We start from the raw sequence: 23558 nt of genomic DNA on the forward strand, positions 1-23558 counted from the left end.
GCGGGCCGCACCTCTACGGGGAATCCTCACCATGAAGCACGTCCGACACGCCGCGCTGGCCGCGGCGATCGCCAGCGCCTTGTCCGCGCTCAGCGCCCCGGCGCTGGCCGACAGCGCCACCGAGGCGCAGCTGCGCAAGATGATCGAGCTGCAGGCGCAGCAGATCGCGCAGCAGCAGCAACAGCTCAGCGCGATGAACGCACGCCTGTCGGCGCTGGAAGGCGGCAAGCCGGGCGCGGCGGTGGCCGGCACGTCGGCCGATCCCACCCAGGCCCAGGTCGCCGCGGCGGTGGCCGACACGCGCAGCGACGACGAGCTGGCGATCCTCAAGGCCCAGGTCGCGCAGATGGCGGTCGCCGGTGGCGGCGCCAAGAGCGACGGCAACGTCAGCTGGAGCGACGGTGGTCCGGAGTTCAAGAGCGCCGATGGCCGTTTCACCTTCCATCCGCGTGGACGCGTGCTGATGGACTTCACCAGCACGCACGGCTCGCGCTTCGACGCGCGCAACGTCACCGGCACCGATATGGCCAGCGGCCGCCTCGGCGCCGAGGGCGAGGCCGGCCCGCTGGGCTACAAGATCGAGGCCGACTTCGCCGGCAACGAAGTGAGCATGAAGGACGTCTACCTGTCCTGGGACACCAAGCTGGGCGGGCTGCCGGCCGAGGTCTACGTGGGCAGCAAGCTCAAGGACCGCAGCATCGACGGCGCCACCGGCGGCACCACCACGCCCTTCATGGAGCGCAACGCGGTCGGCTCGGTGGGCGGCATGCAGAGCGGCTTCTTCGGCCTGGGCGTGACGACCAAGCTCTACGGCAGCAACTGGCACGCCAGCCTGGCGGTGACCGGCGACGACATCGGCGGCGACAGCAGCGCCAGCGACACCATCGCCTACACCGCGCGCGCGCACTGGAATCCGATCAAGACCAGCGCCGGCTTCCTGCATGTGGGCGGCTGGTACTGGTACGAGGACCTGGGCAAGGACATCACCAGCATCAACAAGACCTCGCGCGTGGCGCTGGGCTGGAACGGCCAGGTCGCCATCTCCGCCAGTTCGATCGGCGGGGTGACCGACGACCGCGCCTGGGGCGCGGAGCTGGGCGGCACCTGGCGCAGCGGCTGGGCCTTCGCCGAGACCACGGTGCGCACCATCAATTCCTCCACCGAGGCCTCGCGCGAGCAGAAGGCCAGCAGCTATTACGCCGGCTGGCTGCTGACCGGCGAGAAGCCGGGCTTCTCCTCGCGTTCGGGCGTGTGGACCACCACCAAGGTGCTGCGTCCGGTGACCGAGGGCGGCTGGGGCGCGTTCGAGGTGCTGGCGCGCTACGACGACTACGACTTCACCGACGCCGCGCGCGGCGGCGAGGGCGAGGCCTTCACCTTCGGCGTCAACTGGTATCTGACCAGCTTCGCGCGGCTGATGCTCAACGTCGTGCACTGGCGCACCGACAACAAGGTCGGCAGCTACCAGGGCCCGGACTCGGGCAATACGGTCGGCGTGCGCGCGCAGGTCTCGTTCTGAGCCGAGGCCTTCAGTCGGTCGGGGTTTCGGCGCGCAGGCGCGTCCACAGGCGTGCGTTGGCCCGGGCGTCGGGTTCGAGCGCGGCCAGCTGGGCCAGGGCGTCGGCGTCGGTCAGCTGGTCCAGGCGCGCCAGCGCGGCCAGCGCGGCGGCCAGGCGGCCGTAGCGCAGGGCGATGCCCAGCGGCGTGGCCGGGGCCTGGCCATCGCGCTGCGGGCGCTGCTCCATCAGCGCCTCGGCCATCGGCAGCGGCAGGTCCCAGCCGGCGGTGACGGTGCGGGCGGTGGCGATGGTATGGCGGTCCAGCAGGGCGGCGGCCACCGCGAGCTCCGGCGCGGCGCCGTCGTGGCGGGCGTAGGTCTCCTGCAGCACGCGCAGCACCACCACCGCGCCCAGGCCCTGCAGCAGGCCCAGCAGCTGCGCGGACAGCGCGTCCTCGCCGCGCCCGTGGCGCGCGGCGTGGTCGGCCGCGGCGGTGGCCGCGTGCAGGGCGTAGCCCCAGATCGCGGCGGGGAGCTGGGCGAACATGCCGCCCTCCAGGCTCAGCACCGGCTGCATCAGGGCGGTCGCGGCGATGCGGCGGATGCCGTCGGTGCCGATCAGCGCCACGCCGCGTTCCAGCGTGTCCACCGGCGGCGCGCCGGCGGCGCGGTACAGCGCGCTGTTGGCGATGCGCAGCAGGCTGGTCGCCAGGGCCGGGTCCTGGGCGATGATCGCGGCGATGGCGCGGCCGTCGGCGGCCGGATCGTTAACCGCACGCATCAGCTGCGGCAGCAGGTTGGGGCGGCGCGGCATGTACTGCGGCTGCAGGTCCAGGCAGTCCAGGATCGAGTCGGCCTGGTGCAGCACCTGCGCCTGGAGGCCCTCGATGGGCTGGGTCGCGTCGGCCAGGTCCGGCCGGTGCATGGTCGCCGCGTACAGCCTGCGCATCAGCGGATGCAGGCGCGGGACCTCGGCCAGGGTCGAAGGCGGAGGCGCCTGCGCTGCCGCGGGCGTGGCTGCGACCACGGCGAGGGTCTTGCCGGGTCGGCGACGCCGTGCCGCCCACCACACGCCAACGACGAGCAGCAGCACGAGACCCAGCAGCAACGGCGCAAGTGTCATGGCGTTCGCCTGACGCAGAAGTTAGAGCTGCGTCACTATCCGTTGCCTTGCCGGTGCCGGCAAGGGCTCAAGCAGCGTCGGCGCAAACGAACGCGCCCCCGCAGGGGGCCTGCGGGGGCGCGGTGTTGGATCGCTTCGACCGGGGGTCGGCCGGGCGTGCGGGCTCAGCCGAAGACGCGGAAGCGCTGGGCGTCGTCGATGAAGTCCTTGCCGCCGATCTCGGCCTCGTGCGAGCCGAACGGCATCTGCGCGCGCAGCTTCCAGCTGGCCGGCAGGTTCCACTCGGCCGCCGCGGCGGCGTCGGGCAGCGGATTGTAGTGCTGCAGGCTGGCGCCCACGCCGACGGTGGCCAGCGCGGTCCACACCGCCAGCTGGGCCATGCCGCTGGACTGCTCGGACCACACCGGGAAGTTGTCGGCGTACAGGGCGAACTTCTCCTGCAGGCCCTTGACCACGTCCTGGTCCTCGTAGAACAGGATGGTGCCGGCGCCGGCCGCGAAGCTGGCCAGCTTCTTCTCGGTCGCATCGAACGCATCGGCCGGCACGATCTTCTTCAGCTCCTGGCGCACCAGGTCCCAGAACTTGTCGCTCTGCGCGCCGTAGAGGATGACCACGCGCGAGCTCTGCGAGTTGAACGAGGACGGCGCGTGCTTGACCGCGTCCTGGATCAGCGCGGTGATCTCTTCGCGCGAGACGGGCAGCGACTTGCCGAGGGCGTACTGGGTGCGACGCGTCTTGTGCGCGTCGAGGAAGGCGTTGGTCATGGCGGCAGGGCCTTAAGGTGAGAATCCAGCGGCCAGCCTAAACAGCCCCGCGCCGCGCAGACAGCCCGCTGTGCGACAAAGTCCGTTGCCGATGCTGCAACAGCACATCGCCTCGGACGCCAAGGCCCTGCCAGCGCGGGGTCGGCCGTCGGCGCGATGCGGGGCCGCGCCCGGCCTGCCTGTACGGACGTTCAGGCAGGTCCGCCCGCGCTCACCACGGCATGCCGCCGGTGCAGGCAGGCTGCAGCGGGCTGTGTTCCGAACCGGGCGCGCTGGCCCGATAATTCCTCGAGGCCGGCGCCGTGCCGGACGGTCTTCCACGAGACGTTCGCATGTCCGCACCCGCCGATCCTGCCAAGCCGACGCCCCCGCACGAACCCGATCGACTGGCCGCCTTGCGCGCGCTGCAGGTGCTGGACACCCCGGCCGAGCCGATGTTCGATGATCTGACCTGGCTCGCCGCCTGCCTGTGCCAGACGCCGATCGCGCTGGTCAGCCTGGTCGACGAAGAGCGGCAGTGGTTCAAGGCGCGCGTCGGCCTGGGCCTGCCGCAGACGCCCCGGCACATGGCGCTGTGCGCGCACGCGCTGGAGCACGGCGGGCTGCTGGAAGTGTCCGACCTGAGCGCCGATGCGCGCTTCGTGGACAACCCGCTGGTGCTGGGCGAGCCGCACATGCGCTTCTACGCCGGCGCGCCGCTGGTGGGCAGCGGCGGCCATGTCTACGGCGCGCTATGCGTCATCGACACGGTCCCGCGCCAGCTCACCGAGGCCCAGCGCGAGGGCCTGCTGCGGCTGGCCACGCGCACCACCGGCGCGCTGGAGACACGCAGCGTGCTGCACCACGCCGAGGCGCGCGAGCAGACCCTCGAACGCCTGCTCGAGTCCATGCCCGATGCGGTGGTCACCTGCGACGCGCAGGGCCAGCTGGGCCAGTTCAATCGCCAGGCGCGCGCCTGGCACGGCCTGGACCCGGCCAAGGTGCCGCAGGCGCAGTGGGCCCGGCATTTCGACCTATTCCAGGCCGACGGCAGGACGCCGTTGAGCACCGACCAGATCCCGCTGGTGCGCGCGCTATCGGGCGAACACGTGCAGGAGGCCGAGATCGTGATCCTGGCCGCCGGCCAGCCCTCGCGCTCGGTGCTGTGCAACGGCGACCCGCTGCGCGCGCCGGACGGTTCGCTGCTGGGCGCGGTGGTGGTGATGCACGACATCACCCGGCTGCGCGCCTCGCAGGAGGCGGCGCTGGTGGAAGGCCAGCGCTTCCGCGAGGCATTCTCCGCCGCCGCGCAGGGCATGGCGCTGGTGTCGCTGGAAGGCCAGTGGCTGGACGTCAACGACGCGGTGTGCGCGATCTTCGGCTACACGCGCGCCGAGCTGATGCGGCTGGACTTCCAGCGGCTGACCCATCCGCAGGACCTGGATGTCGATCTGGACCTGCTGGACGAACTGCTGCGTGGCGAGCGCACCAGCTACCAGCTGGACAAGCGTTACTTCCACCGGGACGGCCACCTGCTCCACGCCCACCTGTCGGTGTCGCTGATCCGCGACGCGCACGGCGCGCCGCTGCACCTGGTCTCGCAGATCCAGGACTTCACCCAGCAGCGTCAGGCCGAATCCGCGCTGCGCGAAAGCGAGCAGCGCCTGCGCACCATCACCGACAACGTGCCGGCGCTGGTGGCGCGGGTGGGCCAGGATCTGCGCTACGAGTTCGTCAACAGCCATTACGCGCACTGGCTGGGGCGGCCGCCGGGGGATGTCATCGGCCGGCACATGGCCGAGGTGCTCGCCCCCGAGCACTTCGCCAGCCTCCTGCCGCACGCCGATGTCGCACTGGCCGGGCAGACGGCCGAGTTCGACCTTGACGTGGTCGACCGCCACGGCGAGCTGCGCCACATGCACGCCATCTACGTGCCGGACGCGACCCCGCGGGCGCCCGGCGATGCGCGCCGCGCCGGCTTCCTGCTGACCGTGCACGATGTCACCGCCCAGACCCGGCTCTCGCGCATGCTGCAGGAGCGCGCGCTGACCGACCCGCTCACCGGCCTGCCCAACCGCTTGGCCTGGATGGTCGAGCTGGACATCGCCCTGGCCCGTGCGCGCACCACCGGCGAGCCGCTGGCGGTGCTGTTCATCGATCTGGACGGCTTCAAGCCGATCAACGACACCTACGGCCACGAGACCGGCGATGCGGTGCTGTGCGGCTTCGGCGAGCGCCTGCGCCAGACGCTGCGCCCGGAGGACTTCGTCGCCCGCCTGGCCGGCGATGAATTCGTGGTGCTGCTGCACCACGTGCACGATGCCTCGGACCCGGAGGCCGTGGTGCGCAAGCTGGAGTACGCCATGCGCACGCCGCTGCTGGCCAACGCGCACGCGCTGCAGGTCACGCCGAGCATCGGCGTGTCGGTGCAGTACGGGCCGCATTACGACATCGCGGCGCTGATGCGCGAGGCCGACGTCGCCATGTACCAGGTCAAGCGCGCGCACGCCGCGCAGGCCTGACCCTCATGTAGGGTCATCGCGCAAGTGCTTGCCGCAGTGCGGCTTGACTGCGCCAGCGAAGGCGTCCGGTGCAGCCCGGCGATCACATTCCCAACCGCTTGTTCAGTGGCAAACGCCGTGGTGGCAAGGGTTGCACGCCCTGCAATGCGGATGGCATCTGGCCTACACCCCTCGTAAACATCGCTGTGCCCACCATGCCGCCCGGTTTTGACCCGCCGCCAGGCAGCGCATCGCATGAACGCAGTAAGACAACAGCCTCTGTCGGCCGCGGCCCGCGACATCGAGGAGCGCATCTTCCGCCGGGGCGTGAGCGACCAGGAAGTGCGCCAGGCCATCGATCTGGTGGCCGAGTACGTGGCCACGCACACCGAGCAGGCGCCCGAAGGGCAGGACTGGTGGAGCGCGTTCGACGAGGTCTACGAAGACCTGACGCGCAACTTCAGCGTCGCCCAGACCGAGGCCTTCGAGATCGCCACCGATACCATCCTGGTCGGCTGCGGCCGCCCGCGCTGGAGCTGCATGCGCGGCGGCCGCTGGTCGTCGGCGGCCTGAGGCGGGCCATCGCAGCTCTCCGCTCCCCCCCTGTAGAGCGGAGCTTGCTCCGCTGCGTTTCGTTCGGATAGTGGGGAAGGCCCCAGCGGAGCAAGCTCCGCTGCGTTTCGTTCGGTTCGTAGGGAAGGCCCCAGCGGAGCAAGCTCCGCTCTACAGACAGGCCACTGCGGGATTTGAGGAGACAGTTGCTCCCACCGAGCGGCCAGGTCCTGTGATCCGGGGCGAAGCTCGTGACCGGGTGTGCAGTCCTGCGCGCATTCGGACTTTTCCTACGCCGTAGCGGGATATCGCCCGACGGCCTGCGTCAGGCGAGACGGGCGATGCTCGATCCGCCCCGGCAGCAGCCCTCGCAACGGCAAGGAACGCCGCTCGCAAGGACCATGGGCGCGACCCTGAGCAAGTCGCACGCAGGGCCGGTGGCGTTCTCCTTCTGGCCGGTTCCCCCCGGCCTTTTTTTTGCCCGCGCGCCGCGGCTACGGCAGCACGACCGGCGCGGCCAGCGGCGAGACGCCGCGTTCGTCGAAGGCTTCCACCGACACCGCATAGCCCGGGTCGGTGTTCAATGCGCGCAGTTCCAGCGTGGTGCCGCGGTCGGCGAAGACCTGGTAGGTCAGGGTCAGCCGGTCGGCGCGCAGGCCCCAGCGCACGTTGTAGCCAACCGCGCTGGGAACCGGGTTCCAATGGACGGTCGCGTTGCGGCGATCGGTCTCGCGCGTGGCGCGCAGGCCGGTGGGCGCGGGCGGAACGGGGCCGTCGGCGTTGCCGAACACGCGCAGGTCGCTAATCGCCAGGTGCTGCGCGCCGACGTGGCCGTGCACGTAGCGGATGTAGCGCGTGCGCACCGGTTCGGGCAGCGGCAGATAGGCGTTGGGGCGGTCGCGGCGCGTGGCCGGGTCGTCGCCGACCTCTGCCAGCGGTGCCCAGTGCCGGCCATCGTGCGAGTGCTGCAGCCGGAAGCTGGTGTACACCTGCGGCCCGTCGCCGAACACCCCGGACCGGAAGTCGGCGAAGTCGACCTGCACCGCGCGCACCGTGCGCTCGCCGCCCAGGTCCACGCTCAGCGTCTGGCCCGCGTCGGCCGAGGCGGCCACCCAGAACGTGCGCGGATCCTCGTCGGTGACACTGGCCGCGCGATGGGTGCCGTCGTCGGACGAGGCCGTGGCCCGCTTGCGGTAGGACAGCAGCATCCAGCCGGTGAACAGCGCCTCGGGATCATCGACCGGGCCGTCCGGCATCCAGTGCGGGAAGTCGCCGAAGCGCGTGGACACGCGCATCTGGCCATCGGGGTAGAAGCCGGCCGGGAACAGGGCGATGCGCCGCTCGAAGGTCCAGTTCGCCCCGATCCACGGCGTGCCGCTGTTGAACCAGTTGCCGTGCGCGTCCTGGAAGGTCGAGCCGTGTCCGGCGCCCTGGACGAAGCCGCCCGGCTTGTAGGCGACCGGGTTGTACGCCGCATAGGTGAACGGCCCCAGCGGCGCATCGCCCACATAGGTGCCGGTCGCGTAGCTGTTGTGTTCGGTGCCTGGCGCGGCGTACTGCAGGTAGTAGCGCCCGGCGTGCTTGGTCATCCACGCGCCTTCCAGGTAGTTGCCTACCGGCCGGCCGTCGGGGAACACCGCGCCGCGATGGTCCTGGCCGAAGCGCTCCCAGCCGTGGTGCGCCGGGTCGAGTGCCAGCAGGGCCTGGGGATGGCCGCGATAGGCCAGGCCGCGCGCGGTGCGGTCCAGCGCGATGCCGTAGAGCGGATAAACGTCCGAGCTGCCCCAGTACAGATACCACTGGCCGTCGTCGTCGATGAACAGATCCGGGTCCCAGGGGCCGGACGGGATCATGCCCGGCGGCACGTGGCTGTCCCAGTTCTCCTTCACCGCATCGGGCAGTTCGGGCAGCAGGCGGGTGAGGAAGTCCAGCTGGCCGCTGGCCGGATCGGTGCTCTGCAGCACCGCGCGCGGGGCGAAGGCCGACTGCATCAGCACCAGGCGCTGCCCGTCGGACACGGCCGCAGGCGCGACCAGGGCCTCGAACGGCCAGCGGCTGGGCCGGACGAAGGTCCAGTGCAGCAGATCGGTGGAGCGCCAGTAGCCGTCGGCGATGGTCAGGAACAGGTACCAGGCGTCGCCATGGCGCACGATCGCCGGGTCCGCGCCGGTGCGGTAGCTGATGCCTTCGTTGAGCTGCTCGAAGTTGTAGCGATAGTCCAGGTCGACCGGATTGGCCCAGGTGCGCGCCGGGGGCTGCTGGGCGAGCGCTGCGCTGGCGCACAGCGTCGTGCACGCCAGCAGGAACAGGGGACGGAACATGGCGCTCCCGGCGCGCGTTGGGGAAGCGCATGGTGCCGCAGGATCGCGGCGACGGCTGGCGCGGCGCAGCACGCCCGGGCGGCGGGGGAGTGGGATTGCCGTCACGCCGGCTTCTCGGCCGCCAGGTAACGTTCATCCCATGGATCAGGACCCGAGCCGCCGCGATTGGCCAGACTGGCTGGACCTCGAGGTCGAGCAGGAATACTGGCGGACGCGCTTCATGGACCTGCCCTGCGCCAAGGCGGGCGACGACATCCACCGCTGCTGGCCGCTGATCGAGCTGGTCTACACGCTGTACGTGCGTTACCCGCGCGCCTCGCTGATCGAGGCGCTGGCGCATTACGAGGCCGGATCGCGCGGCCATCCGCACGGCATGGATCATCCGCAGCTGACCGAGCTGTTCGCCCGCATCTGGGGCCGCATCCTCAAGGTCGCCCGCGGCCGCACGCTGCCGGCCTGGGCGCCCGGCGGGCAGGGTACGGCCCGTTCCTGACGGCCGCCGTGCGCGGCATATGCCATCGAAGGCGGACGACATGCCCGATGGCTATTTCAGTCGCCGTCTGACGGCCCCTAGGGTGGCAGGTCCGGCGGCGCACGGCGCCGTTGGACGTGATCCCTCCCGGAGCCGCCCATGGCTGTCGCTGCCCACGCCGTTTCCCATGCCATCGCCGATGCGGTGGAGATCGTCCCCTTCGACGCGCCACTGGGCGCGGAAGTCTGGGGCCTGGACCTGTCGCGCCCGCTGAGCGCGGCGACCTTCGCGCGCATCCACCGCGCGCACCTGGACCACCACGTGCTGGTGTTCCGCGATGCGCGCATCACCCCGGCCCAGCAGGTGGACTTCAGCCGCCGCTTCGGGCCGCTGCAGATCCACGTGCTGCGCAACTTCCAGCTGGCCGGGCATCCGGAGGTGCTGGTGGTGTCCAACATCAAGCAGGACGGCAAGCCGATCGGCCTGGGCGATGCGGGCCACTACTGGCATTCGGACCTGTCCTACAAGGAGCGGCCCAGCCTGGGCTCGCTGCTGCATGCGCAGGAGCTGCCGCGCGAGGGCGGCGACACCTTGTTCGCCAACCAGCACCTGGCCTTCGACACGCTGCCGGCCGAGCTGCGCCGCGCCATCGACGGCCGCCTCGCCGAGCACAGCTACCTGGCCAAGTACGAGGAGCTGCGTGCGCGCAATCCCTATCGCCCGGCGCTGACCCAGGAACAGATCGACGAGGTCGTGCCGGTGCGGCATCCGGTGGTGCGCACCCATCCGGAGACCGGCCGCCGCGCGCTGTTCGTCAGCGAGCACTTCACCACCCGCATCGTCGACCTGCCGCAGGACGAAAGCGATGCGCTGCTGGCCGAGCTGTTCGCGCTGAGCACGCGGGAATCCTTGGTGTACCGCCATCGCTGGCAGCCGCACGACCTGGTGTTCTGGGACAACCGCTCGGTCATGCACCTGGCCGCCGGCACGCCCGACAGCGAACGCCGCCTGCTCTACCGCACCACCATCGAGGGCGACGTGCCGTTCTGAAGCGGCGCGCCCAATCCCTAATCCCGAATCCCCAATCCCGAGCCTGTCCAATGCCCCCACGTTCCGCATCGACCCGCGCGTTCCTGCGCAGCCGCCTGCTGCCCGCCACGGCGCTGCTGCTGTGCGCCGCGCTGCTGGCGGCCTGCGGCAACGCCGGCCAGGGCGAGGCGCCGGCGGGCGCGGCGCCGCAGCAGGCCACGCTGCGCATCGGCAAGCAGTTCGGCATCGTCTACCTGCTGCTGGACGTGGCCGACGCCAAGGGCTTCATCGTCGAGCAGGCCAAGGCCCAGGGCCTGGCGGTCAAGGTGGAGACCCGGCAGCTGTCGGGCGGCGCGGCGATCAACGACGCGCTGCTCAGCGGCGCCATCGACGTGGCCGGCGCCGGCACCGGGCCGCTGTTCACCCTGTGGGACCGCACGCGCGGCCGCCAGGACGTGCGCGGCGTGGCCTCGCTGGGCAACTTCCCCTATCAGCTGATCAGCAACGCGCCGTCGGTGCGCAGCATCGACGATCTGCGCCCGAGCGATCGCATCGCCGTGCCGGCGGTCGGCGTGTCGGTGCAGGCGCGCATCCTCCAGTACGCCTCGGCCCAGCGTTGGGGCCAGGCGCAGGCGCTGAAGCTGGACGCGCAGCAGGTCGCGCTGCCGCATCCGGACGCGGCGGCGGCGATCATCTCCGGCGGCAGCGAGATCACCGCGCATTTCTCCACTCCGCCGTTCCAGCAGCAGGAGCTGGCGCGCAATCCGGCCGCGCACGTGATCCTGGATTCCTACCAGGTGCTGGGCGGTCCGTCCTCGGCCACGGTGCTGTACGCCACGGCGAAGTTCCGCAAGGACAATCCCGCGCTGTACCACGCCTTCCTGGCCGGGCTGGACCAGGCGGCCAAGTTCATCGTCGCCCATCCCGAGGAGGCGGCCGAGGTCTACGTGCAGCGCAATCCGGGCAGCGAGCGCGAGCAGGTGCTGGCCGTGCTTCGCGATCCGCAGGTGCAGTTCACCATCGCGCCGCAGAACACGCTGGGGCTGGGCCGCTTCATGCAGCAGGTCGGCGCGATCAAGCAGGCGCCGGGCGCGGTGGGCGACTACTTCTTCGACGACCCGCTGATCGCGGGCGGGAGCTAGGCCGGTGAACGTGCACGCATTGCCGCAGCCGATGCTGCAGGTGGATCACGTCAGCCTGGAGTACGCCGAGGCCGGGCGCGTGGTGCGCGCCACCCATCGGGTGAGCTTCGACGTGCACGAGGCCGACCGCTTCGTGCTGCTGGGGCCGTCGGGCTGCGGCAAGTCGACCCTGCTCAAGGCGGTGGCCGGGTTCCTGACGCCGAGCGAGGGCCAGATCCGCTTGGACGGGACGCCGGTCGCCGCGCCCGGGCCGGATCGCGGCGTGGTGTTCCAGGAGTTCGACCAGCTGGCGCCGTGGAAGACGGTGCGGCAGAACGTCGAGTTCGGCCTGCGCGTCGCGCGCAGGCTGGGCCGGGCCGAGGCGCGCGAACGCGCCGGCGATGCGCTGGAGAAGGTCGGCCTGACCGCCTTCGCCGACGCCTATCCGCACACCCTGTCCGGCGGCATGAAGCAGCGCGTGGCCATCGCCCGCGCGCTGGCGATGCAGCCGCGCGTGCTGCTGATGGACGAGCCCTTCGCCGCGCTGGACGCGCTGACCCGCCAGCGCATGCAGGCCCAGCTGCTGGAGCTGTGGGAGCAGGTGCGCTTCACCCTGCTGTTCGTCACCCATTCCATCGACGAGGCGCTGGTAGTCGGCAGCCGGGTGCTGCTGCTCTCGCCGCACCCGGGCCAGGTGCGCGCCGAACTCAACGCGCACCAGTTCGATGCCGGCAGCGGCGCCAGCGTCGCCTTCCAGCAGGCCAGCGCGCATATCCACCACCTGCTGTTCGAGGCGCCGCATGCCGCGCCGACGCCGCTGCGCACGCGCACCGAGGCCCAGGCATGAGCGCGGTGGCCACGCCGCTGCGCCGGCAGCCGCCGGTGCGCCCGGAATACACGCGCAGCGTGGTGCCGGTGGAGGCCGCGCGCGCGATCCCGCAGGCGCGGCGCCGGCCTTGGCCGGACCGCCTGCGTCGCGCGCTGGTGCTGGTGGTGCTGGCCGTCGTCTGGGAGATCGCCGCGCGCCTGGTCGGCAACGACCTGCTGCTGCCGAGCTTCCTGCAGACCGCGCGCGCCTTCTACGACGGGCTGATCTCCGGCGAGCTGCTGCGGCGCGTGGCCGCCTCGCTGTGGGTGCTGGCGCAGGGCTATGCGCTGGGCGTGCTCGGCGCGTTCGCGCTGACCGCGCTGGCGGCCTCCACGCGCGTCGGCCGCGATGTGCTGGGCACGCTGGTGGCGATGTTCAATCCGCTGCCGGCCATCGCGCTGCTGCCGCTGGCGCTGCTGTGGTTCGGGCTGGGTACCGGCAGCCTGGTGTTCGTGCTGGTGCACTCGGTGCTGTGGCCGCTGGCGCTGAGCACCTTCGCCGGGTTCGAGGCGGTGCCGCAGACCCTGCGCATGGCCGGGCGCAACCTGGGCCTGCGCGGACCGCGTTATGTCGTGCAGCTGCTGGTGCCCGCGGCGCTGCCCTCGATCCTGTCGGGGCTGAAGATCGCCTGGGCCTTCGCCTGGCGCACGCTGATCGCCGCCGAGCTGGTATTCGGCGCCACCTCCGGACAGGGCGGGCTGGGCTGGTACATCTTCCAGAACCGCAACGAGCTCTACACCGACAAGGTGTTCGCCGGCCTGGCGATGGTGATCGTGCTGGGGCTGCTGGTGGAGGTGGTGGTCTTCAGCGGCCTGGAGCGGCTGACCGTGCGGCGCTGGGGCATGCAGCGCAGCTAGCAACGCGGGCGAAGCGGGGCGGTGAGCGCACCGCCGAGCGTTGGCCCACGCCCGCCACCAGGCTCAGGAAGGCGTCGGCTCGCCGACCTGCACCCGCGCGCGGCGGAACAGCACCAGCGTGGCCACCAGGCCGATCAGCGCGGCCAGCGACAGCCACAGCGCCGGGGCCGCCTTGCTGCCGGTGGCGTGGATCAGCCAGGTCGAGACCGCCGGGGTGAAGCCGCCCATGGTCGCCGTGGCCAGGCTGTAGGCCAGCGAGAAGCCGGTGGTGCGCACCGAGGCTGGCATCACCTCGGTCAGTGCCACCACCATGGCGCCGTTGTAGGCGCCGTAGAGCAGCGAGAGCCATTCGCCGGCGATCAGCAGCCGCACGAACGAGGGCGAGGCCACCAGCCAGTGCAGCAGCGGCCAGGCGGTGAGCAGGGTGGCCAGGGACGCGGCCACCAGCAGCGGGCGGCGGCCGACGCGGTCGCTCAGCGCGCCGAACACCGGCAGCCAGACGAAGTTGGACAGGCCGATGCAGCAGGTCACCAGCAGGCTGTCCAGGTCGGACAGCTGCAGCGCGTCGCGGCCGTAGGTCGGCATGTAGGCGGTGATCAGGTAGAAGGACACCGTGGTCATCATCACCATGCCCACGCCGGCCAGCACCACGCCGGTGTTCTGCCGCAGCGAGCGCAGCACCGCGCGGCCGTCCGGGCGCTCGGTGCGCGCGGCGAACTCCGGGCTCTCCTCCATCGAGCGCCGGATGAGGAAGATCACCGGAACGATCAGGCAACCGATGAAGAACGGGATGCGCCAGCCCCAGGCGTCCATCTGCGCCGGCGCCAGCCACGCGTGCAGCGCCACGCCCAGCGCGCCGGCGAACACCACCGCCACCTGCTGGCTGGCCGACTGCCAGGCCACGTAAAAGCCGCGGTGGCCGGGCGTGGCGATCTCGGACAGGTAGACCGACACGCCGCCCAGCTCCGCACCGGCCGAGAAGCCCTGCAGCAGCCGGCCCAGCAGCACCAGCAGCGGCGCCAGCACGCCCAGCGTGGCGTAGCCGGGCACGAAGGCGATCAGCAGCACGCCCAGCGACATCAGCCCGAGCGTCAGCAGCAGACCTTTGCGCCGGCCGTGGCGGTCGATGTAGGCGCCCAGCACCAGCGCGCCGAGCGGGCGCATCAGGAAGCCCGCGCCGAAGGTCGCCAGCGACAGCATCAGCGAGGCGAAGGCGTTCTGAGAGGGGAAGAAGGTGTGACCGATGGTCGTGGCGTAGAAGCCATAGACCATGAAGTCGTACATCTCGAGGAAATTGCCGGCGGTGACACGGATCACTGCGGGCGCGCCGTGGGGGGGCGAGGCTGGATTCATCGTGGCGGAAGTGGGGGAGACAGGGAGAGAGCGGAAGCGGCAAACATACGCCGCGCGGGGAAATGTTCCGTGAGAAACAGGAGCGAGGGACGAGGGGAGAGGAGCCAGAAACGAGCAGAAGCCGGCGACCAACCCGCTACCGTCATTCCCGCGAACGCGGGAATCCATGGACGTTCGCGCGGTGAAGCCAGCGGCGCTGCATGGTCAGACGTGCGTCTGCCGAAAAGCATTTTCCGCGTTCGCGGGAATGACGGTGGGAGGTTCAAGGGAGGCGCTTACCCGTCGTCCCTCGTTCCTCCCTACCCGTTCCTGCGCAACGCTCCTCAGAGCTCGATCACATCGAACTTCACGTCCGGATCCACATCGGCGTCGTAATCCACATCGTCGCGCTCGAAGCCGAACAGCTTGAGGAACTCGCGCTTGTAGTTGGCGTAGTCGGTCAGCTCGAACAGGTTCTCGCTGGTGACCTGCGGCCAGATCGCCTTGGCCGCGGTCTGCACCTCGGGCTTGAGCTCCCAGTCGTCCAGGCGCAGGCGCTGCTCGTCGTCCAGCTCGGGCGCGGCGCCGTCGGCGCGGTACATGCGCTCGCGGAACAGACGGTCCAGCTGCTCGATGGTGCCCTCGTGCAGGCCCAACTCCTTCATCACCTTGAAGACGATGGAGATGTACAGCGGCATCACCGGGATGGCCGAGCTGGCCTGGGTCACCACCGACTTGAGCACGGCCACGTTGGCGCTGCCGCCGGTCGCGGCGAGCCTGGCGTTGAGCCGCTGCGCGGTCGCGTCCAGGTCGGCCTTGGCCTTGCCCAGCGCGCCGTGCCAGTAGATCGGCCAGGTGATCTCGGTGCCGATGTAGCTGAAGGCCACCGTCTTGGCCGCCGGGGCCAGCACGCCGGCCTGGGCCAGCGCATCGATCCACAGTTCCCAGTCCTGGCCGCCCATGACGGTGACCGTGTCGGCGATCTCCTCCTCGGTGGCCGGCTCGATGCTGGCGGTGGTGATGGTGTCCTTGTTGGTGTCGATGGCGGTGGAGGTGTAGGGCGCGCCGATCGGCTTGAGCGCCGAGCGCTTGAGTTCGCCGGTGGACGGCAGCTTGCGCACCGGCGAGGCCAGCGAATACACCACCAGGTCCACCTGGCCGCCCATCTCGGTCTTGATCAGCTCGATGACCTTGGCCCGCGCCTCGTCGGAGAACGCATCGCCGTTGATCGAGCGCGCGTACAGCCCGGCCTGCTTGGCGAACTTGTCGAAGGCGGCCGCGTTGTACCAGCCGGCGGTGCCGGCCTTCTTGTCGCTGCCGGGCTTCTCGAAGAACACCCCCAGCGTGTCGGCGCCGAAGCCGAACGCCGCGCTGATGCGCGCGGCCAGGCCGTAGCCGCTGGAGGCGCCGATCACCAGCACCTTCTTCGGACCGTCCTGGCGCACGCCGCGCGCGCGCGTGGCTGCGATCTGGTCGCGCACGTTGAGCTCGCAGCCCAGCGGATGGGTGGTGGTGCAGATGAATCCGCGGACCTTGGGATGGATGATCAAGACGATGCCTCTCGAATGGGGAACACGTTGCGCGCGGCATCTTAAGCCCCGCATCGCCCCACGGCCACGTGCGCCGGCGTATGGCGCGGCCCGGCGCCGCAGGCTAGCGGCGCGATTCGGTGCCGATGCGCACCGCCAGCGCGGCCAGCACCGTGCCCATCAGCCAGCGTTGCACGCGCTGCCAGGTCGGCCGCTGCGCCAGGAACTGCGCGATGCGGCCGGCGAACATGGCGATCACGGCGTTGACCGCCACGCTGATGACGATCTGGGTGGAACCCAGCACCAGTGACTGGCTCAGCACATCCCCGCGCGTGGGATCGACGAACTGCGGCAGCAGGGACAGATACATCACCGCGATCTTGGGATTGAACAGATTGGTGAGAAATCCCATCGTGATCAGCTTGCGGGCATCGTCCTTGGGCAGGTCGCGCACCTGGAACGGCGAGCGGCCGCCGGGCCGCAGCGCCTGCCAGGCCAGCCACAGCAGATAGGCCGCGCCGGCCAGGCGCAAGGTGTCGTAGGCGTAGGGCACGGCCACCACGAAGGCGGTGATGCCCAGCGCCGCGCACAGCATGTAGAACACGAAGCCGAGCGCGACGCCGATCAGGGAGATCAGGCCAGCGGACGTGCCCTGGCTGATCGAGCGCGAGATCAGATAGATCATGTTCGGCCCCGGCGTCAGGACCATGCCGAAGGCGACAAGGGCGAAGGCAAGCAGATGGCTGATCTCGGGCATCGGGGACGTCCCTGGAGCGGAAGGAGCCGGAGCGCTGCGCGCAGGCGTCCAGTATAGCGAGTGCATCACTGCGTCCCCGCCTCAATCGCACCCGATGCGCCGGTGTGACATTGGCAGGCCAACGCGATCTGCTACTTTCGCCCGCCCGCCCGCTCCGCCGCGTGACGCTCGTGATCTCAAAACGCCTGCTCCTGCTGTCCTGTTCCGTTCCCGCCGCGCTGGCCGGCTGCGCCTCGGCGCCCGCTACGCGCTCGGCGCTGGCCGATGGCGCCACCGCGCAGGTGGCGATCCTGGAAACCACCGACGTCCATTCCAACATCCTCAGCTACGACTACTACAAGCAGAAGGAAGACCCGACGCTGGGCTATGAGCGGGTGGCCACGCTGATCCGCCGCGCGCGGGCGGAGTTTCCCAACACCTTCCTGTTCGACAGCGGCGACACCATCCAGGGCTCGGTGCTGGCCGATTTCCAGGCCAAGGTGCAGCCGGTCGGCTGCGAGGAGGAGCTGGGCATCTACCAGGCCTTCGACGCGATGGGTTATGACGGCGGCACCGCCGGCAATCACGAGTTCAACTACGGCCTGGGCTTCCTGTCGCAGGTCACCGGCACGCCGATGAACGTCGAGGGCGGCACCAAGGCCAAGTGCAAGGGCCCCGACTTCCCGCTGGTGCTGTCCAACGTGTTCAGCGCGCGCGACGGCCAGCCGATCTTCCAGCCCTGGACCATCGTGTCCAAGGACATCACCGTCACCGGCGCCGACGGCAAGCCGGCGCGCGTGCCGCTGCGGGTGGCCATCATCGGCTTCACCCCGCCGCCGATCCTGGACTGGGACAAGCAGAACTTGGAAGGCAAGGTCACCGTGACCGGCGTGGTCGAGGCCGCGCAGCGCTACCTGCCGCAGATCCAGGCGCAGCATCCGGACCTGGTGGTCGGCATCCTGCACGGCGGGCTCAACGCCGCGCCGTACACGCCGGACATGGAGAACGGCGGCTGGCACCTGGCCGGCGTGCCCGGCATCGACGTGCTGCTGCTGGGCCATTCGCATACGGAATTCCCGGGGCCGCGCTACAAGGATCTGCCGCAGACCGACGCCACGCGCGGCTTCGTGCGCGGCAAGCCGGCGGTGATGGGCGGCTTCTTCGGCAAGGACCTGGGCGTGATCGACCTGAAGCTGGTGCGCCGCGACGGGCGCTGGGCGATCGATCCGGCCGGCACGCACAGCGAGGTGCGCCCGATCTGCACGTCCAAGACCGAGTGCGTGCCGGTGGATCCGGCCATCGCACCGCTGGTGGCGCGTGCGCATGCGGCCGCGCAGGCCTATGTCGACACGCCGATCGGCACCAGCACCGTGCACTTCTCCAGCTACTTCGCCGATGTCGGCAACAGCACCGCGCTGGCCGTGGTCAACGCCGCCCAGCGCGACTACGTGCTGCGCGAGCTGCCGGTGCAGCATCCGGAACTGAAGGACGTGCCGGTGCTGTCGGCGGCCGCGCCGTTCCGCACCGGCTTCGGCGGGCCGGACGACTACACCGACGTGCCCGCCGGCACGCTGACCCTGCGCAGCGCCGCCGACCTGTACTTCTATCCCAACACGCTGACGGCGGTGAAGACCGACGGCGCCGGGGTCAAGGCCTGGCTGGAGACCTCGGCCCAGCGCTACAACACCATCGACCCGGCCAAGCCCGGCCCGCAGGCGCTGATCAACACCCGCTACGTGCCCTACAACGTCGACCAGCTGCAGGGCGGCGTGGCCTATGTGATCGATGTGACCAAGCCGGCCGGCCAGCGCATCACCCAGCTGACCTACCGGGGCAAGCCGATCGACCCGAAGCAGCCGTTCGTGGTGGTGACCAACAACTACCGCGCCAGCGGCGGTGGCGGCTTCCCGGGCCTGGATGGCCGCAACATCGTGCTGGCCGCGCCCGACGGCAGCCGCGAGATCCTGGCGGCCTGGATCAAGGCCAAGGGCAGGATCACGCCGTCCGACCTCGAGCCGACCTCCTGGCACTTCGCCCCGGTCAAGGCCGCCGGCCCGCTGACCTTCGACTGCCCGGCCGGCAAGCTCGACATCGCCCGGGCGCAGCAGCTGCCGCCGATCCGCGAGCTCTCCGGCGGCGGCGACGGCGCGGCGGTGTGCGCGATCGATCTGTCCGCGCGCAAGTAGGCCAACACAGGCCTGCCGGCCCGGGCCCTCAGCCGGGCAGCAGGCCCTGACTTTCGTCCTTGAGCGCCACGCCGGTGGCGCCCAACAGCTGCGCAGCGCCGATCAGCCACCAGAGCTTGGCGGCGGCCTGGGCCGGCGACAGCCCGGCGGCGTGGATGTTGGAGATGCAGTTGCGGTCGGCATCGGTCAGGCCCGGGCCCGGGGTGTGGGTCAGGTAGATCCCCAGGCTGTCGCAGGTGCTCAGGCCCGGGCGCTCGCCGATCAGCACCGCCACCATCGGCGCGCCGAGCAGATCGCCGCAGGCATCGCCCAACGCCACGCGCGCCTGCCGGGCCAGGATCACCGGGCCCACCGACCAGTCGGCCGGGCGCTGGGCCAGGATCTGGGCGCAGACCGCCACGGCGTGCCGCGCGATGGCGGTGGCCGACAGGCCATCGGCGATCACCAGCAGCAGGGCGTCGTCTTGGCGCAGGCGCGGCTGCTGGCCCAGCGCCTGGCGGCTCTCGGCGGACAGCTGCCGTCCAAGGTCGGGACGGCGCAGATAGCGGGCGCGATCGGGCGCGGCGCTGTCCACCTCGATCGCCTGCAGGCCCAGCGGCGCCAGCGCGGCGCGCAGGGCCGCGCAGTCCATCGCGGCGTGGACCGCATCGCGCGCCCGCGCATGCGCCACGCCGGCGGCGAGCACCTCGCGCGTGGGCAGGCTGGTGCCGCTGCGGCCCAGGCCGATCCTGGCCGGGGTGTGCTCGCGCAGGGCCTGCCAGGGGTCGGGCAGGGGCGCGCGCAGGTCCGGATCGGTGTCCCCGCTCATGGGCCGGCCTGCGGCGGCATGCGCTCAAGCAGGCGCTGCATCATCTCCGGCTGCCGCCCGTGCTGCAGCAGCGCGCCGTTGGCGTCCGCCAGCGACACGCGCTGCAGCCAGCGCTCGAACTCCGGCGCGCGCCGCAGCCCCAGCAGCCGGCGCAGGTACAGCGCGTCGTGGAAGGCGCTGCTCTGGTACATCAGCATGATGTCGTCGCCGCCGGGCACGCCCATCATGTAGGTCAGGCCCGCGGCGGCCAGCAGGGTCATCAGCGTGTCCATGTCGTCCGCGTCGGCCTGCGCATGGTTGGTGTAGCAGACGTCGCAGCCCATCGGCAGCCCGAGCAGCTTGCCGCAGAAGTGGTCCTCTAGCCCGGCGCGGATGATCTGCTTGCCGTCCAGCAGGTATTCGGGGCCGATGAAGCCCACCACCGTATTGACCAGCAGCGGCTGGAACCGGCGCGCCACCGCGTAGGCGCGCGCCTCGCAGGTCTGCTGATCCACGCCATGGTGCGCACCGGCCGACAGCGCGCTGCCCTGCCCGGTCTCGAAGTACATGACGTTCTGGCCCACGCTGCCGCGCCCCAGTGCGCGCGCGGCCTGGTAGCCCTCCTCCAGCAGCGCCAGGTCGATGCCGAAGCTGGCGTTGGCCGCCTGCGTGCCGGCGATGGACTGGAACACCAGGTCCACCGGCGCGCCGCGCTCGATCATGCGCAGGCTGTTGGTGATGTGGGTCAGCACGCAGCTCTGGGTGGGGATCTCCAGCCCGGCGATGATGTCGTCGAGCATGCGCACCTGCGCAGCCAAGCCGCGCGGATCGTCGCTGGCCGGGTTGATGCCGATGACCGCATCGCCGGCGCCGTACAGCAGGCCGTCGACGATGCTGGCGGCGATCCCGCGCAAATCGTCGGTGGGATGGTTGGGCTGCAGGCGCACCGACAGCGTGCCGGCCAGCCCGAGCGTGTTGCGGAAGCGGGTGACCACCTCGCAGCGGCGCGCGATCAGGATTAGGTCCTGGTTGCGCATCAGCTTGCTGACCGCGGCCACCATCTCCGGGGTCAGGCCCGGCGCCAGCTGGGTCAGCGCCGCGGTCGTGGCGCGCTCGGACAGCAGCCAGTCGCGCAGCTCGCCCACGGTCAGGTGCGCCACCGGTGCGAAGGCGACCGCGTCGTGCGTGTCCAGGATCAGCCGCGTCACCTCGTCCTGCTCGTAGGGGATCAGCGCCTCGTGCAGGAAGCGCCGCAGCGGCACCTCGGCCAGGCACAGGCGCGCGGCCATGCGCTCCAGTTCCGAGTCGGCGGCCAGCCCCGCCAGCTGGTCGCCCGAGCGCAGCGGGCTGGCCTTGGCCAGCAGCGTGCGCAGATCGCAAAAGTCCCAGACCGTGCCGTCGATGACGTGGCGATAGCTCATCGCGTGGGCCCGGCGCCGGCCATCACCAGCGCGCCGGCGCCGCTGTGCAGGCCCAGCGCCTGGCCGGCGCGCACCGCGTCGAGCAGGGTGTCGGCCCGCGCCTGCAGGGCCAGCGCGGCGCGCGCGATCTCCGCGGCCTCCTGGCGTGGCAGCACCAGCACGCCGTCGGCATCGGCGACCACCGCATCGCCGGGCTGGACCACCACGCCCGCGCAGCTCACCGGGTGGTTGAGGCGACCGCCCCAGTCCAGCAGGCGGGTGGTGACCGATGAGGTGCCGCGGCACCACACCGGCAGGCCACTGGCCTGCAGCTGCTCCAGATCGGTGCAGGGGCCATCGAGGATCACGCCGGCGGCGCCGGTCCGCTGGATCGCCGCGGCGACGATGCCGCCCAGGCAGGCATGGTCGCGATCGCCCAGGCGGTCGATCACCAGCGCATCGCCGGGGCGCAGCAGGCCCAAGGCGTGGTGCAGCAGGGTCGAGTCGGCGCCCGGGATGGCCAGGGTGACCGCGGTCCCCACCAGGCGCAGCCCGGACGCGACCGGGCGCAGCTCGCGGCGCATCAGCCCCCACGGGACGCCATGGCCGACGGTGGAGGTTTCCACCTGGGCCAGTGCGGCGCGCAGGGGAGCGTCCAGCGGCTCGGGGAAGTCGCCCAGGCGATAGCGGGGCAGGGCGCTCATGCCTTGGCCTCCGCGGTCGAGGCCAGCCGGTGCGCCGGGTCCTCCAGCGTCGCGGCCACGCCGGCGCGCAGGAAGCCCACGTCCGCGCCCAGCGTGACCAGCCCGTAGCCGCGCGCGGCCAGGCGCGCGGCGCCGTGGCCGGGCAGCACGGTGCCGCCCAGGGCCAGCCCGGCCTCGCGGCAGCGGCGCTCGCCTTCGTGCCAGAGTTCGAGGAACTCCGGCGCGTCGTAGCGGCCGGGCACGCCGATGCTGGCCGACAGATCCAGCGGGCCGAAGAACAGCATGTCCAGGCCCGGCACCTGGGCCAGCTCGGGAATGGCGGCCACGCCGCGCGACGACTCGATCATCGCCACCACCAGCGTGTTGGCCTCGGCCTGCGCGGCATAGGCCGAAGCCTGCGCGCCCCAGCCGGCGGCGCGGCAGACCGTGTAGTGCAGGCCGCGTCGGCCGGCGGGCGGATAGCGGCAGTGCGCGACCAGCTGCGCGGCCTGCTCGGCCGACTCCACGTTCGGCGCGAGGATGCCCTGCACGCCGGCATCCAGCAGCGGCTTGATCAGCCGGCTGTCGGCCGCGTCCACCCGCGCCAGCGGCGTCGGGCCGCGCGCGCCGATGGCGCGCAGCTGGGCCAGCGCCAGGTCCAGGCTGGTCGGCGTGTGTTCCAGGTCGAGGATCAGCGCGTCTAGGGCGAAGCCGGCCAGGATCTCGGCGACATCCGCACTGGGGGTGAACAGCCACGCGCCGCGCGAGACCGCGCCTGCGCGCAGGCGCTGGGCCAGGCGATGGGTCGGCAGCTCATTCATCGCCCAGCCCCCGCTGCCGCAGGAAGAAGCGCGCGGCGGCGGCCTGCAGCGGCGCGCGCTGGTGGCCGGCCCCGGGCACCAGTTCGAACTGGTGATCGACCCCGCAGCTGCGGTAGTTGGCCGACAGCGCCTGCAGGCGTTCGATGCGGGTCTGGCCCGCGCCATGCTGCAGGGTCGGCACGCCGGGCGCGGCGCGCGGCGAGAGCGGCGGCAGCTCGGCGGTGTCCAGTTCACCCACGGCCAGGTGGATGGCGACCTGGCGGATCGCCGGCAGGTCCACGGCCTGCCCGTACTGCCGCTCCAGATCGGCCACGCCCAGCCAGCACGGCGCGTGCAGGTTCAGCGGCGTGGGATGGCCCGGGGCGCAGATCGACACCGCCTCCAGCGTGCGCGGATGCAGGTAGAGGAAGCGATGCGCGAAGTGGGCGCCGCCGGAGAAGCCGAACAGCTGCAGCGGCGCCGGCTGCAGGCCGTAGCGCTGGCGCACCTCCTCGACCATGCGCAGCAGCACCAGATCGAAGCGGATGTCGTGGTAGCGGATGTACTTGTAGTTGTCCATGTCGTCCGGGTCGCCGATGCCGCAGGGAAACAGCGGCGCCAGCACGACCGCCCCGGAGCGCTCGGCCAGCTGGGCGAAGCCATCGCAGTAGTCCTGGTGGCTGCGCTCGCTGCCGTGCATGGCGACCACGATCCGCGAGGCGGTGGTGTACGGCGTTTGCGGCAGATACAGGCAGTAGCTGAAGCGCTGGTCGTAGCGGCACGCGAGCTGCGGGGTGCGGCCGCGGGTGAACAGCTTGCTGTTGTTGACGGTGATGTTGATGACGCGACTCCGGAAATAAATGGGGAAATCCAGGGCGATCGGTGCACATCAATCCGTCGGGGCCTGCGCGCGCGTGCGCCGAAAAAACCGCGCTATGATCCGGACGCAGGCGCTCGGGGTTGAACCAGCGCGGCCCTGGCGATCGGTCGGCACGGATGCACGAGGCAGCGCGACGCAAG

Annotated in this window: 19 protein-coding genes and 1 pseudogene; 9 read left to right on the forward strand and 11 right to left on the reverse strand. The window is 71.2% G+C overall.

Features of this window, described 5'->3' with window-relative positions; genetic code table 11:
* The first annotated feature begins 31 nt into the window (after positions 1–31).
* Complete coding sequence (locus QE438_RS15735; protein ID WP_306994321.1) at positions 32–1519, forward strand: porin; 1488 nt, start codon at positions 32–34, stop codon at positions 1517–1519.
* A 10-nt stretch (positions 1520–1529) separates the two neighbouring features.
* Here the strand turns inward: QE438_RS15735 and QE438_RS15740 are convergent, their stop codons facing one another.
* Positions 1530–2621, reverse strand: coding sequence for an HDOD domain-containing protein (locus QE438_RS15740; RefSeq protein ID WP_306994319.1), 1092 nt, complete (start codon positions 2619–2621; stop codon positions 1530–1532).
* Between the two features lie 164 nt (positions 2622–2785).
* Positions 2786–3385: a nitroreductase family protein gene (locus QE438_RS15745; RefSeq protein ID WP_306994318.1), complete on the reverse strand. Its 600-nt coding sequence runs from the start codon at positions 3383–3385 to the stop codon at positions 2786–2788.
* A gap of 332 nt (positions 3386–3717) precedes the next feature.
* On the opposite strand from QE438_RS15745, the gene QE438_RS15750 reads away from it, so the two are divergent.
* Both QE438_RS15750 and QE438_RS15755 read left to right on the forward strand, forming a co-directional pair.
* Positions 3718–5886 (forward strand): diguanylate cyclase, encoded by a 2169-nt coding sequence (locus QE438_RS15750; protein WP_306994316.1) that lies wholly within the window; start codon positions 3718–3720, stop codon positions 5884–5886.
* Between the two features lie 234 nt (positions 5887–6120).
* Positions 6121–6438, forward strand: a complete 318-nt coding sequence (locus tag QE438_RS15755) for a hypothetical protein (RefSeq protein ID WP_306994314.1) — start codon at positions 6121–6123, stop codon at positions 6436–6438.
* A 473-nt stretch (positions 6439–6911) separates the two neighbouring features.
* On the opposite strand, the gene QE438_RS15760 is transcribed toward QE438_RS15755, so the two are convergent.
* On the reverse strand, positions 6912–8738 hold the full coding sequence (locus tag QE438_RS15760) for a family 43 glycosylhydrolase (RefSeq protein WP_306994312.1): 1827 nt from the start codon (positions 8736–8738) through the stop codon (positions 6912–6914).
* A gap of 139 nt (positions 8739–8877) precedes the next feature.
* On the opposite strand from QE438_RS15760, the gene QE438_RS15765 reads away from it, so the two are divergent.
* The 5 genes and pseudogenes from QE438_RS15765 to QE438_RS15785 all read left to right on the forward strand — a co-directional run bounded on the left by QE438_RS15765 (position 8878) and on the right by QE438_RS15785 (position 13085).
* Positions 8878–9231, forward strand: a complete 354-nt coding sequence (locus QE438_RS15765) for a hypothetical protein (protein WP_306994310.1) — start codon at positions 8878–8880, stop codon at positions 9229–9231.
* Positions 9232–9369: 138 nt separating this feature from the next.
* Positions 9370–10260: a TauD/TfdA family dioxygenase gene (locus QE438_RS15770; protein WP_306994308.1), complete on the forward strand. Its 891-nt coding sequence runs from the start codon at positions 9370–9372 to the stop codon at positions 10258–10260.
* A gap of 50 nt (positions 10261–10310) precedes the next feature.
* A complete protein-coding gene (locus QE438_RS15775; protein WP_306994306.1) occupies positions 10311–11381 on the forward strand; it encodes an ABC transporter substrate-binding protein in 1071 nt (356 codons plus the stop codon).
* 19 nt (positions 11382–11400) lie between these two features.
* Positions 11401–12159 (forward strand): annotated as a pseudogene (locus tag QE438_RS15780) (ABC transporter ATP-binding protein); the annotation flags it as partial.
* Positions 12160–12203: 44 nt separating this feature from the next.
* Positions 12204–13085, forward strand: coding sequence for an ABC transporter permease subunit (locus QE438_RS15785; RefSeq protein WP_306994304.1), 882 nt, complete (start codon positions 12204–12206; stop codon positions 13083–13085).
* A 63-nt stretch (positions 13086–13148) separates the two neighbouring features.
* Here the strand turns inward: QE438_RS15785 and QE438_RS15790 are convergent, their stop codons facing one another.
* The 3 genes from QE438_RS15790 to QE438_RS15800 all read right to left on the reverse strand — a co-directional run bounded on the left by QE438_RS15790 (position 13149) and on the right by QE438_RS15800 (position 16703).
* On the reverse strand, positions 13149–14438 hold the full coding sequence (locus QE438_RS15790; protein ID WP_130514642.1) for an MFS transporter: 1290 nt from the start codon (positions 14436–14438) through the stop codon (positions 13149–13151).
* A 323-nt stretch (positions 14439–14761) separates the two neighbouring features.
* Entirely contained in the window at positions 14762–15967 is a 1206-nt protein-coding gene (gene fabV, locus QE438_RS15795; protein WP_130553966.1) for an enoyl-ACP reductase FabV, read from the reverse strand.
* Positions 15968–16070: 103 nt separating this feature from the next.
* Positions 16071–16703 carry a LysE family translocator gene (locus tag QE438_RS15800; protein WP_306994302.1) on the reverse strand — a complete coding sequence of 211 codons (633 nt, stop codon included), beginning with the start codon at positions 16701–16703 and terminating at the stop codon, positions 16071–16073.
* Between the two features lie 161 nt (positions 16704–16864).
* Here QE438_RS15800 and QE438_RS15805 point away from each other — a divergent pair, with 161 nt between their 5' ends.
* Positions 16865–18868, forward strand: a complete 2004-nt coding sequence (locus tag QE438_RS15805; RefSeq protein WP_306994300.1) for a bifunctional 2',3'-cyclic-nucleotide 2'-phosphodiesterase/3'-nucleotidase — start codon at positions 16865–16867, stop codon at positions 18866–18868.
* A 28-nt stretch (positions 18869–18896) separates the two neighbouring features.
* On the opposite strand, the gene eutC is transcribed toward QE438_RS15805, so the two are convergent.
* From eutC to QE438_RS15830, 5 genes are read right to left on the reverse strand one after another with little or no spacing between them, the layout of a single operon-like run.
* Positions 18897–19676: an ethanolamine ammonia-lyase subunit EutC gene (gene eutC / locus QE438_RS15810; protein WP_306994298.1), complete on the reverse strand. Its 780-nt coding sequence runs from the start codon at positions 19674–19676 to the stop codon at positions 18897–18899.
* Positions 19673–21076 (reverse strand): ethanolamine ammonia-lyase subunit EutB, encoded by a 1404-nt coding sequence (locus tag QE438_RS15815; RefSeq protein ID WP_306994296.1) that lies wholly within the window; start codon positions 21074–21076, stop codon positions 19673–19675. The genes eutC and QE438_RS15815 overlap by 4 nt, the downstream gene beginning before the upstream one ends.
* Complete coding sequence (locus QE438_RS15820) at positions 21073–21759, reverse strand: RraA family protein (protein WP_306994293.1); 687 nt, start codon at positions 21757–21759, stop codon at positions 21073–21075. The genes QE438_RS15815 and QE438_RS15820 overlap by 4 nt, the downstream gene beginning before the upstream one ends.
* Positions 21756–22559 (reverse strand): aldolase/citrate lyase family protein, encoded by an 804-nt coding sequence (locus QE438_RS15825; RefSeq protein WP_306994291.1) that lies wholly within the window; start codon positions 22557–22559, stop codon positions 21756–21758. The genes QE438_RS15820 and QE438_RS15825 overlap by 4 nt, the downstream gene beginning before the upstream one ends.
* The gene (locus tag QE438_RS15830) at positions 22552–23238 is read right to left on the reverse strand and encodes a hypothetical protein (RefSeq protein ID WP_306994289.1); all 687 of its coding nucleotides are present in this window, start codon (positions 23236–23238) and stop codon (positions 22552–22554) included. The genes QE438_RS15825 and QE438_RS15830 overlap by 8 nt, the downstream gene beginning before the upstream one ends.
* Positions 23239–23558 lie beyond the last annotated feature (320 nt).

Origin of the sequence: Pseudoxanthomonas sp. SORGH_AS_0997, from assembly GCF_031453535.1 — a bacterium.
Classification (GTDB): Bacteria; Pseudomonadota; Gammaproteobacteria; order Xanthomonadales; family Xanthomonadaceae; genus Pseudoxanthomonas_A; species Pseudoxanthomonas_A winnipegensis.